The organism is Pseudomonas sp. Emmai (assembly GCF_055179735.1).
In genome coordinates, this window is record NZ_CM143685.1 from 3,819,470 (window position 1) to 3,829,988 (window position 10,519).

At 59.7% G+C, this 10,519-nt stretch carries 13 protein-coding genes; all 13 read left to right on the top strand.

Annotation, left to right across the window (positions count from 1 at the left end; translation table 11 throughout):
- Positions 1–14: 14 nt before the first annotated feature.
- The 13 genes from ACY4LX_RS17620 to ACY4LX_RS17680 all read left to right on the top strand — a co-directional run bounded on the left by ACY4LX_RS17620 (position 15) and on the right by ACY4LX_RS17680 (position 10,514).
- Positions 15–488, top strand: a complete 474-nt coding sequence (locus ACY4LX_RS17620) for a DUF2280 domain-containing protein (RefSeq protein WP_463257246.1) — start codon at positions 15–17, stop codon at positions 486–488.
- Positions 488–2,053 carry a phage terminase large subunit gene (gene terL, locus ACY4LX_RS17625; protein WP_463257247.1) on the top strand — a complete coding sequence of 522 codons (1,566 nt, stop codon included), beginning with the start codon at positions 488–490 and terminating at the stop codon, positions 2,051–2,053. Before ACY4LX_RS17620 ends, terL begins: the two co-directional genes overlap by 1 nt.
- A gap of 16 nt (positions 2,054–2,069) precedes the next feature.
- On the top strand, positions 2,070–3,935 hold the full coding sequence (locus tag ACY4LX_RS17630; protein WP_463257248.1) for an anti-CBASS protein Acb1 family protein: 1,866 nt from the start codon (positions 2,070–2,072) through the stop codon (positions 3,933–3,935).
- A gap of 3 nt (positions 3,936–3,938) precedes the next feature.
- Positions 3,939–4,754, top strand: coding sequence for a phage head morphogenesis protein (locus tag ACY4LX_RS17635; protein WP_463257249.1), 816 nt, complete (start codon positions 3,939–3,941; stop codon positions 4,752–4,754).
- Positions 4,755–4,779: 25 nt separating this feature from the next.
- Positions 4,780–5,943 carry a DUF2213 domain-containing protein gene (locus tag ACY4LX_RS17640; protein ID WP_463257250.1) on the top strand — a complete coding sequence of 388 codons (1,164 nt, stop codon included), beginning with the start codon at positions 4,780–4,782 and terminating at the stop codon, positions 5,941–5,943.
- Positions 5,944–5,945: 2 nt separating this feature from the next.
- Entirely contained in the window at positions 5,946–6,440 is a 495-nt protein-coding gene (locus ACY4LX_RS17645) for a structural cement protein Gp24 (RefSeq protein ID WP_463257251.1), read from the top strand.
- Between the two features lie 5 nt (positions 6,441–6,445).
- On the top strand, positions 6,446–7,474 hold the full coding sequence (locus ACY4LX_RS17650; RefSeq protein ID WP_463257252.1) for a DUF2184 domain-containing protein: 1,029 nt from the start codon (positions 6,446–6,448) through the stop codon (positions 7,472–7,474).
- A gap of 68 nt (positions 7,475–7,542) precedes the next feature.
- Positions 7,543–7,776 (top strand): hypothetical protein, encoded by a 234-nt coding sequence (locus ACY4LX_RS17655; protein ID WP_463257253.1) that lies wholly within the window; start codon positions 7,543–7,545, stop codon positions 7,774–7,776.
- Positions 7,777–7,818: 42 nt separating this feature from the next.
- Entirely contained in the window at positions 7,819–8,421 is a 603-nt protein-coding gene (locus tag ACY4LX_RS17660; RefSeq protein WP_463257254.1) for a hypothetical protein, read from the top strand.
- Positions 8,421–8,843 (top strand): DUF4054 domain-containing protein, encoded by a 423-nt coding sequence (locus tag ACY4LX_RS17665; protein WP_463257255.1) that lies wholly within the window; start codon positions 8,421–8,423, stop codon positions 8,841–8,843. Before ACY4LX_RS17660 ends, ACY4LX_RS17665 begins: the two co-directional genes overlap by 1 nt.
- Before the next feature lie 155 nt (positions 8,844–8,998).
- Positions 8,999–9,598, top strand: coding sequence for a hypothetical protein (locus tag ACY4LX_RS17670; RefSeq protein ID WP_463257256.1), 600 nt, complete (start codon positions 8,999–9,001; stop codon positions 9,596–9,598).
- Positions 9,595–9,972, top strand: coding sequence for a hypothetical protein (locus tag ACY4LX_RS17675; protein ID WP_463257257.1), 378 nt, complete (start codon positions 9,595–9,597; stop codon positions 9,970–9,972). The genes ACY4LX_RS17670 and ACY4LX_RS17675 overlap by 4 nt, the downstream gene beginning before the upstream one ends.
- Positions 9,969–10,514, top strand: coding sequence for a phage neck terminator protein (locus tag ACY4LX_RS17680; protein ID WP_463257258.1), 546 nt, complete (start codon positions 9,969–9,971; stop codon positions 10,512–10,514). Before ACY4LX_RS17675 ends, ACY4LX_RS17680 begins: the two co-directional genes overlap by 4 nt.
- Positions 10,515–10,519 lie beyond the last annotated feature (5 nt).

Sequence of the window (10,519 nt, forward strand, 5' to 3'; positions counted from 1 at the left end):
ACGGATGAGAATTTATGGCAGCCCTTCAAAACGACGTGAAGGCCTTTATCGTTCAGGCCCTGGCGTGCTTCGACACACCTTCTCAGGTGGTTGAGTCTGTCCAGAAAGAATACGGGGTTACGATCACCCGCCAGCAGGTTGAGACACACGACCCGACAAAGACTTCCGGCAAGTGCCTGGCCAAGCGCTGGGTGACGCTGTTCGAGGACACCCGCAAACGCTTCCGTGACGACACCGCAGACATCCCAATCGCGAACCGGGCATTCCGCCTGCGCGCTCTTGGCCGGATGGCTGAGAGAGCCGAGAGCGTGAAAAACCTTGCGCTCGCCGCTCAGTTGCTTGAGCAGGCCGCAAAGGAAACCGGTGGCACCTACACCAACAAGCAGCAGGTAGATCTCAGTTCGACCGACGGGACGATGACTCCCGCAAAGGACCGCCCGATTGACGCCGAGCTGGTTAAAGCCCTGGTAGACAAGCTGGTGGACTGATGGCTATCAAACCGATCGAGTGGGACGCGCTTACCGTTGGCGAGCGCTCCGCCTTGGTCGCGGCTGGCGAGCATAGCCCCCTGGCCTTTACCAGTCTGTGGTTCAACATCACCCAGGGCGACAGCTTCAGGACGAATTGGCACCACCACTACTTCGACTACGCGGCCCGCAAGATGCTTGTCGGTGACGCGCAGAACATCGTCGTGAACATCCCGCCAGGCGGCACCAAGACTGAGTTCTGGTCCGTCCACCTGCCGGTCTACACGATGGTCAAGCACCGTCGGGTGCGAATCCTCAACACCAGCTATTCCAAGAGCCTGGTGGACGAGAACAGCGAGCGCAGTCGTGCCCTGGTCAAGTCTGCCGAGTTCCGCGAGTTCTACCCCTTCGATATCGAGAAGGACAAGGTAGACGACTGGACACTCGCCAAAGACGGTAAGCGCGTACACCAACTGTTCAGCCGCTCCAGTGGCGGACAGATCACCGGTGTTCGCGGCGGCTACATGGGCGACGAGTACAGCGGCCACATCCAGGCGGATGACTGGGACAAGATCGACGATCTGTTCAGCGAGGCAAAGCGGCGCAAGTCGCACACGCGCCTGGTGAACACCCTGCGCAGCCGGAAGGCGCACAGCGGCACACCATTCGTTGCCATCCAGCAGCGCGGCCACATCGACGACTCGACCGCGTTCCTGTTGTCGGGCGGCATGGGCCTGAAGATCGATCTGCACATCAAGATCCCGGCCCTGGTCAATCAGGAGTACATCGACAGCCTGCCCGACGGTATCCGCGAGCGCTGCATCAAGAGCGTGTGCGGGTCTGAACAGGTAGACGGCTACTGGTCGTACTGGCCTGCCAAGGAGAGCGTTCACGACCTTATCGCGCTCCGCACGGCTCACCCGTACACCTTCAGCAGCCAGTACATGCAAGACCCCGACACGCTCGACGGCGGGATCTTCTCGGCAGACGACTTCCAGTACTACGGCGACGTGGATGCCGGCGCTGATCTTCCGGTACCGGACAAGTTCGACTACCGCTTCATCACCGCAGACACCGCACAGAAGACCAACACCTGGAACGACTGGACGGTATTCGGTGAATGGGGCGTTGCCACCCCGCCAGGTGAAGAGAAACGCATCTATCGGCTTGGAATGAAGCGCGGCCGGATGGACGCCAAGACGTTACGCCGCGAGTTCGAGGCGTTCGTCAAAGGCTCCTGGGCCAAGAACGGCAATGTCAACGGCATCCTGCGCCGCGTGTACGTCGAGGACAAATCAAGCGGTACCGGCCTGATCCAGGAGATGGAAAAGCGCCTGCCGCTCAAGGTGACGCCAGTTCCTCGGGACCGCGACAAGCTGACCCGCGCCCTGGACGTGCAAGGCTTCCACGCTGCCAAGCTGGTCTGCCTGCCCTACGACGACAGCCAAAACTACGAGTTCGTGTGTGAGGTCGCATCCTTCACCGCCGACGACAGCCACAAGTACGACGACCAGACAGACGTGATGATCGACGCTCTGTCCGAGGTTTACATCAAAGGCAAGCGCTCAATCCGCGACCTCCTATAACCAAATTGGTGACCCCATGAGTAAGAAGGGCCAAGCGCCAGCAACCAAAAAGCTGGGCAAGGCCCTCACTCGGGCCTTGGTTGAATACAAGGCTGGCACGAAACAGACCGCCGACGGATTGGTGAACGTCGTGTCCGGCCTGGGCACCGAAAAGGCCAAGCGCTCCCACAACCAGTTCGAATACGGGTTCCTGAACAACTTCCAGCAGCTCGACGCGGCCTACCAAACCAGTTGGCTTGCACGGGCGATCGTGGACTACCCGGCCGAGGACATGACTCGCGAGTGGCGCACCCTCAAGTGCGATGACGCTGACGTGATACGGGCCGAGGAAGACCGCTTGAACCTTCCTGCCATGGTGAGCGAGGCGACAAGCTGGGCTCGCCTGTACGGTGGCGCAGGCATCCTCATGCTGACCAATCAGGACCTGACCAAGCCGCTCAAGCCGGAGAAGATCAAAAAGGGCGACCTGTACCGCCTGCTGGTGATCGACCGCTTCGACATGACGGCGATGGATCTGAATCAAACCAACATCCTGGCTGCGAACTACTTGCAGCCGGAGTTCTACACCATCTCTGCCGGCGCCCAGCAGATCCATTGGACACACTTCGCCCGGTTCGCCGGCGCCAAGCTTCCGCGCCGCCAGCGCGCACAAACGCAGGGATGGGGCGACTCAGAGCTGCGCAAGTGCCTCGACGACGTGATGGACATCGTTGCCAGCAAGGACGGCATTGCCGAGCTGATGCAGGAAGCGAACGTCGACATCATCAAGCGTGTCGGCCTCTCGGATGAGCTGGCCAGTGATCAGGACGACGCCATCACGGCGCGTTACGCCCTGTTCAGCATGATGAAGTCGTCTATCAACCTGGCGCTGCTGGACGACGAAGAGACGTATGACCGCAAGACCCTGGACCTTTCCGGGGTTGCTCCGGTTCTCGACCTGCTGATGACTTGGATCGCCGGTGCCGCTGGTATCCCGGTGACGCGCCTGTTCGGTGAGTCGGCCAAGGGCCTGGGCAACGATGGACAGGGCGACGACACCAACTACCACAACCATCTGTCCTCGAAGCGCCTGACCCAGATTGACCCAGGCCTTCGCCAGCTGGATGAGGTGATGGTGCGCTCGGCCACCGGCCGGTGGATCGAAGACTTCAACTACGTCTGGAACCCGTTCAAGCAGCCTGACCTTGTGCAGATCGCCCAGGCCAACAAGGCCAACGCCGAGACGGACATCGCCTACAAGGATGCGGGCGTGATCACCACCAGCCAGATCCAGCGCAAGTTGCAGGCTCAGGAGCTCTACCAGTTCGACGACGAGAAGATCGAAGCGCTGGAGGCTGATGAGGACCTGACCATGTTCAACGATCCGGTGGATGACGACGACAACAGCGACAACAGGAAGCCGTCATCTGACGCCGCACCCGCTCCGCTCTATGTGTTCAGGCCGGTTCTGAACGCCGACGAGCTGATCAGTTGGGCCAAGTCGCAAGGCTTCACGCAAACCCTGCCAGCCGACGATTTGCATGTGACCGTTGCGTTCAGCAAGGCGCCTGTCGATTGGATGAAGGCCGGGGAAGCGTATGGCTCGCGTGATGATGGTGGCGTGACTGTTCGCCCTGGAGGCCCTCGCATGATTGAGCAGTTCGGTGAGGGCGCTGTCGTTCTGGCGTTCAACAGTTCTGACTTGTCGTGGCGCCACATGTCACTGCGGGAGATCGGTGCTTCGTGGGATTACCCGGAATATCAGCCGCACATAACCATCACCTACAACCCGGGCGATGTTGATGTGAGCAAGGTTGAGCCATATCGCGGGCAGATCGTTCTCGGGGCCGAGGTGTTCAAGCCGATCAAGCAGAACTGGAAGGCCGATGTCAGCGAGGAGTGATCCATGGACATGATCGGCATCCAGTACAACGCCAAGCTGCAGCGGCTGGTGAAGCAGGTCAAGGCGTCGATCGGCAAGGAGATCATGCCACTGGTTCGCCAGTTGGCTCCGGAGTACACGCAGGACGCGGTGGTCACGACTGATGCCTGGTCCGACCTGATTCTCAACGCCATCTCCATGTTGGTGAGTCGCTGGTCGTCTCCGACGGTTCAGTCAGCAGGTGCGCGGATCGCTGGCGAGTTCGTTCAGTCGTCGCTCAAGAAGTCAGAGCGCGAACTGAAGAAGTCGGCCGGCATTGACGTTTTCAGCGGCTCCAAGACGATGCAGGACTACCTGCACGCCTCGACTCAGCAGAATGCCCAGCTGATCAAGTCCATCCCGGCCAAGTACCTCGAAGACGTGCAGACGCTGGTGATGGCCAATATGCGCTCCGGCATGCGGCCGGGCTACATCGAGAAGGCGTTGCAGGAGCAGTTCGGCGTTACGCAGCGCCGCGCCAAGATGATCGCCCGCGACCAGACATCGAAGATCCAGGGTGAGCTGGCCGAGAAGCAGCAGAAAGACGCGGGCTTTGAATTCTTTCAATGGATCGACTCCGACGACAGCCGTGTTCGTAGCCGTCATCGCGAGATCGCCAACAAGGTAACCGCCTACGGCAAAGGGATTTACCGGTGGGACGACCTGCCGCTGAGTTCCGACGGCGTACCGATCAAGCCCGGGTCTGATTATTCCTGCCGATGCATCGCGCGCCCAGTGAGCGCTCGCGAGGTCAAGGCCAACCAAGACGCAGGCCGCACAGCGCCTGGCGTCCTTCGATAATTCATCCAATCCGCGAGGCCGCAACATGAAGTGCACGGTTTTCGACCGGGCTGGGTATCGCATCACCCAGCGAGAGTACACAGACGAGGGATTTCTCAAGGTTCCAGGCCGCGTTGCCCGCACTGGGATTCAGGAATACCTGGCTCGCGAGCTTGACCTAGATGGCGACCCGATGAGGGTTGTCCGTGTGTATCGCCCAGAAGAGGAGGTGTTCAACGACGAATCACTGAGCACCTATGACGCCTCAGCAGTCACCAACAACCATCCGCACGGCCTTGTGACCGCGGCTAACTACAAGGGCCTGACGGTCGGTGTGGTGCGCGGCTCCGGTCGGCGGGATGGAGATTTCGTTGTCTGCGACCTGATCGTCAAGGACAAGGCGACCATCGACGACATCACGTCCGGCAAGTGCGAGCTATCAGCCGGATACACGGCCGTTTACGACGACACCCCAGGGGTGACCGAAGGCGGCGAGAAGTACGACTACATCCAGCGTGACATCAGAATCAACCACGTTGCCGTTGTAGACCGAGCAAGGGCTGGCGCTAATGCCCGCTTTTTTGACCACAACCCAGGAGGCAACACAATGCCTGTACTTATCACCACCGATAGCGGGCGCAGCGTTGATGTTGCTGATCCTGCGAACGCCCAAGTGGTCGCCGACTCGTTCGACCGATTGCTGAAGCGTGCCACCGATGCGGAAACCAAGGCTGATAAGGCCCAGGCGACCGCCGACAAGGCTGCCGAAGATCTGGCTGAGGCCCGCAAGGCTTCGAGCGACGAAGCAATCAATGCTCGCGTCGTTTTGATCGGCAGCACCCAAGCCATGGCCCGCAAGGTTGCTGGCGATTCGTTCACCTGCGACAGCCTCGACGTGACCGAGATCAAACGCGCTGCATTGGCTGTTGCTCTGCCTAAGCGCGACTGGTCGGACAAGTCCGCCGGCTATGTCGAGTGCGCCTTCGACGCCGAATCCGACAAGGATGAGGAAGAAGAGGAAGACGACGGCAAGGGCGGCAAGAAGCCCAAAGACAAAAAGCCGATGGGTGACACTGCCGCGCTCTTTGCTCAATTCGTGCAGCTGGCCAAGGACGGCGCGACTCCGCCGGCAACCACCGACGCCAAGCCAACCCCTTACCAGGCCCACAAGCAAAGCTTGTCTGGTGCCCACAAACAGAAAGGAGCCTAACCATGCCAGCTATCGGTGGTAACGCAATCAACCACGGCGTCGCCTATGCGGGCATGGTCGCTGACGGCGAAGTGTCCAACGGCGTCTCCAAAGTCAACAAGGGCACCGTGAACATCGCCTACGGCCTGGGCGTGGTCACCGACGGTGACGACGGCGCCAAGCTGCCTGTCGCCGCATCGACCGCCGCCCAGTTCATCGGCGTCGTGAAGCGCGAACTCAACCGCGCCTACACCTCGACCGACGTGTTCGGCGCGGTTGCCAAGCGCGACATGACCGTCGAGACCATGGCGCCTATCTGGGTGACCGCCCGCGTAGCAGTCGCCAAGGATGACCCGGTCTACCTGGTTGTCGGCGATGGCACCGGCACCAACCAAGGCCAGTTCTCCAACGTGATCGGCGCGGCCGCAACCCTGGCTGTCCTGATCCCGAACGCCAAATGGGTCAGCTCCGCCGGAGCCGGCGCACTGGCTAAAATCTCTCTCAAGGTCGGGGGCTAATCGACATGACCCAGCTTAAAAAAATCGTCGTAGCCATTGATGCCGCAATCGCGCATCAGATCGGCCGCGATGCACACGAAGTTGCCTTCATTGACGGTCTGCCGACCCTCGACGACGGCTTGGCGTTCTACATCAGCCAGTTGGCGAACCTGGAATCTCGTATCTACGAGTCCAAGTACGCCGCGATCAACTACATGGAGTTGATCCCTGTCGACACCTCGCTTCCTGAATGGGTAGACGAGTGGAACTACATCAGCTACGACGGCGTAACCATCGGCAAATTCATCGGCGCCAGCGCTGACGACCTGCCTGATGTAACCATCAACGCGAACAAATCCAGCGTTCCAATCGGCTACGCGGGTAACAAGTACAGCTACAGCCTGGACGAACTGCGCAAATCGCAACAACTGCGCATTCCTCTGGACACCACCAAGGCCCGCCTGGCCTTCCGCGGCGCTCAAGAGCACACCCAGCGTGTGGCTTACTTCGGCGATGCGGCACGCGGCATGACTGGCCTGTTCAACAACCCGAACCTGGCGCTCTCGAACTCGACACTGGACTGGTACAACGCTGCCACCACCGGTGACCAGATCGTCGCGGACATGAACAAGATCCTGGTTGATGGATACATCAACTCGGCGACCGTTCACCTGTTCGATACCGTCATCCTTGATGCTGCCCGTTTCGCGTTCATCTCGAACAAACGGATGGGCACCATCACTGACAAGACGATCCTCGAGTACTTCCGCACCAACAACCAGTTCACCGCGCTGACTGGCCGGCCGATCAACATCTTCAGCCGCCTGCAACTGTCCGCCGCACAACTGGCCGCCGCCGGCGTGTCCAACGGCAACAAAGACCGCATCGTCGCTTACGAGCTGAACGACGAGAACCTGGGCATGCAGGTGCCGATTCCATGGCGTTCCTTGGCTCCGCAGTTCCACAACCTCACGGTTAGCGTGCCCTGCGAATACAAGCTGTCTGGCGTTGAATTCCGCTATCCGTTCTCTGGCGCGTACCGCGACCAGTTCTAACCATCCGATATCTGACCGCCTCCGCCATGCCCGGGGCGGCGGTCAGTGTTTCCGGGCGAGGATTCGACATGTTCCTGAAGAACGAAGCAGCACGACTGATCACCATCAACCACCTGGTGGATGGAGCAGAAACCAGCCACCCGATTCTGCCGGGCGAAAACCCAGCGGTCGAAGTGCCGGATGAGGTGGCGAAGATCGATTTCGTGAAGGCACTGCTGCAAAACGGTGACCTGCGCCGTGTTGGCGCCGATGAACTGGAAGCGGGCGAAGAAGAAAAATCGCCAGCAAAAGGCAAGAAGTAACACCCGGGCGCCTGGCGCCCACTCATTCAAGGAGTGCGCGTCATGGCTGAAGGGCTTTCAACCAGCCTCACCATATTGCGAATCGCCAACGGCTTGCGTGCCCTTACTACGCAAACCTATGACGAATGCAATAAGAAGCTCGGTAATCAGTGGGAAGCTTCTCGGCTTATCACTATCGCCAGCAATGCGCCAGCTAACAATGCTTACTCCATCATTCTGACCGGATCTAAACCGGTAGACCTGAAGTCAAGGGTGCTTGGCTATAGCGGTCTTGGAGTAGTTGGCCGGATCTACAAGTCGCCGATCTACACGGGCGGCACACCTGACCCTTGGTTCAATATGAACCCGCGCTATGTCGGCACCGAGCCGCTTGCAAAGCTCTTGGTAGGCTTCACGCTGACCAATAACGGAACCAAGTGCGGCGCTGACATCTTCGGCATTGGCCCGTCCAGCCAGCAGTCGCGAGGATCAACTCCGCAGTCATTTGGTAGCAACCGCATTCTCGACGAGCCCAACACTGCTTATTTGCTTGAGATCGCAAGCCTAGATCCTGGCTCTCAGTCGGTAATGGCGAGGCTGGAAATGTACGAGGGCGGGCTTGATCTGCCGAATGATGACTTCACACTTCGAACGGTGCCTTCCTGATGGATATCACGCCTGAAATTGTCGCCTCATTCAGGGCGACTCAGCTCGCGTTCACGGACACCACAAAGTGGCCTAATGCTGTCGTCCAGGAATCCCTGTGCGAGGCTGACTGCGAAACAGGCAGTAGCCGCTGGGGCGCGTATGAGGATGATTGCCATAACCTCAAGCGGCGCGGCCTGTACTACTTCGCCGCTCACTGGCTGTCGGTCACTTACCCGACCGGCCTTGGCGCTACCGACCCGACGAACATCCCATCTACTGCTCGCCTGAACGTGGCGGCCAAGTCGATTGGCGATGAGTCGGTGACATACCGAGTTGGCGCCATTCAGGAAACCGAAAACGACTGGCTTTCTCTCACCAACTACGGCGTTCAGTTTCTTCGCTTGCGTCGTCGCGTGGGCATGGGCGCCAAGGCGGTTTAAATGGGCATCAATGCACCGCATGGCGAGAGGCCTCGCAGTTGGCTGCGTAAGGCTGCGGACCTTGTTTTGCTAATGGTTGTAGTGGTGGCTTTCTCGTTCGCACTGGCATCAGGCCTTGAGTCCTGCCAGCAGCGTGTGCTGGAGATCACCAGACAATGATCACTCTCGACATCCAGGGCTTTCAGGAGCTGCAAGACGAACTGTCCAAGGAGTTGGCCGCACTCAGGTCGGACAAGGTGGTCACCGTCGGCATCCATGAAGAGGCTGGCAACGTCGAGTCTGGCGACATCACCATGGCCGGCCTTGGCGCCACTCATGAGTTCGGCGCCGAGATCAAGCACCCGGGCGGAACGTCATACGGCTACGCGAGCAAGGCCGCTGCTGATCGTGATGAAGTCCGCTTCCTCAAGACTGGCAGTGGCTACATGCAGTTGGGCGTGACTCAGCCGCATAACATCACCATCCCTGCGCGGCCATGGCTTGAGCCTGGAGTCGCCAGCGCCACGCCCGAGGTGCTGCTGACCATTCAGGACGGCATGGAGGCGGGGCAGTCGATGGATCAGATCCTGGAGACGGTTGGCGTCGTTGCTGCTGCGGCGGTGAAGGTCTATATGACCGAGCTGAAGACGCCGCCGAACGCCGCCTCGACCATCCGCAAGAAGGGCAGCTCAAACCCTCTGATTGATTCAGGCGCCATGCGCCAATCAGTCACGCACAAAGTGTCTATCGGTCCTGCATCGGAGGGTCTTGAATGAGCGGCACGCTAAGCATGGCCGGGCACGTCGACGATACCTTTGTCAGTGTCCCGGCATCGCGCACTGTTTCGGTGGATGGGCAGTGGGTCGAAGGTATATGGGTGCCGGGCACGACCGACACGAAGACCTATACCGTCAACATCCAGCAGGCCAGCGACCGGGAAGTGGATTTCATCCGGCAAGGTGGCGAGCGCATCACCGACGTGCGCCGGATCTACATCAATGACGGTGAGATGCAGTTGATCGACCAGACCGGAATCTGGACGTTTCTCAGCCAGCAGTGGAAGGCTACCAAGTGCGATAACCGGTGGTGGCGCGACTACTGCAAAGTCATCGTTATGCGCATTGACGACCAGTCAGGCGGTCCAGCATGACCAACCAAGAACTATTCGCAAAGCTGCGCCCGATTGTGATGCTTGCGACCGGAGTGCCTGAATGCATCCTGGCTGATCAGATCGGCCCTGGAAGCATGCCTTCCCCGCAGGGTGCCTACGCAACAATCACTCCGCGGCAATCCATCGGCGAGCGCGGGCAGGCCAACATCAAGTCCCGAGACATCCCCGGCGACCTGATTGAGACAGAGGTCCGCGCACAGATCATGTGCTCGGCCAGCATCAACTTCTACCGCGGCGAAGCCCTGATGTACGCCGAGCGCCTGAAGCAGGCCAACAAGCGGCCGGACATCAGCATGATGCTGTTCAGGTCGAAGATCGGCTGGAACAGCACGGATTCCGTGAACAACCTGACCAGCCTGCAGTCGGCCAACTTCGAGCAGCGGGCGCAGATCACCATACGCCTGATGTACGAAACCAGCAGCCTCCCAGCCATCAACAACATCCTGAGCGCCACCGTGGCACTCCAGAACGAAAAAGCGCAGGTCATCCAGACCTTCACCGTGGAAGTCGACCCCACATAACCCAT

Excerpts from the sequence above, each read along its gene's own strand:
- ACY4LX_RS17620 (WP_463257246.1), top strand. The coding sequence starts at position 15 with ATGGCAGCCCTTCAAAACGACGTGAAGGCCTTTATCGTTCAGGCCCTG.
- terL (WP_463257247.1), top strand. The coding sequence starts at position 488 with ATGGCTATCAAACCGATCGAGTGGGACGCGCTTACCGTTGGCGAGCGC.
- ACY4LX_RS17630 (WP_463257248.1), top strand. The coding sequence starts at position 2,070 with ATGAGTAAGAAGGGCCAAGCGCCAGCAACCAAAAAGCTGGGCAAGGCC.
- ACY4LX_RS17635 (WP_463257249.1), top strand. The coding sequence starts at position 3,939 with ATGGACATGATCGGCATCCAGTACAACGCCAAGCTGCAGCGGCTGGTG.
- ACY4LX_RS17640 (WP_463257250.1), top strand. The coding sequence starts at position 4,780 with ATGAAGTGCACGGTTTTCGACCGGGCTGGGTATCGCATCACCCAGCGA.
- ACY4LX_RS17645 (WP_463257251.1), top strand. The coding sequence starts at position 5,946 with ATGCCAGCTATCGGTGGTAACGCAATCAACCACGGCGTCGCCTATGCG.
- ACY4LX_RS17650 (WP_463257252.1), top strand. The coding sequence starts at position 6,446 with ATGACCCAGCTTAAAAAAATCGTCGTAGCCATTGATGCCGCAATCGCG.
- ACY4LX_RS17655 (WP_463257253.1), top strand. The coding sequence starts at position 7,543 with ATGTTCCTGAAGAACGAAGCAGCACGACTGATCACCATCAACCACCTG.
- ACY4LX_RS17660 (WP_463257254.1), top strand. The coding sequence starts at position 7,819 with ATGGCTGAAGGGCTTTCAACCAGCCTCACCATATTGCGAATCGCCAAC.
- ACY4LX_RS17665 (WP_463257255.1), top strand. The coding sequence starts at position 8,421 with ATGGATATCACGCCTGAAATTGTCGCCTCATTCAGGGCGACTCAGCTC.
- ACY4LX_RS17670 (WP_463257256.1), top strand. The coding sequence starts at position 8,999 with ATGATCACTCTCGACATCCAGGGCTTTCAGGAGCTGCAAGACGAACTG.
- ACY4LX_RS17675 (WP_463257257.1), top strand. The coding sequence starts at position 9,595 with ATGAGCGGCACGCTAAGCATGGCCGGGCACGTCGACGATACCTTTGTC.
- ACY4LX_RS17680 (WP_463257258.1), top strand. The coding sequence starts at position 9,969 with ATGACCAACCAAGAACTATTCGCAAAGCTGCGCCCGATTGTGATGCTT.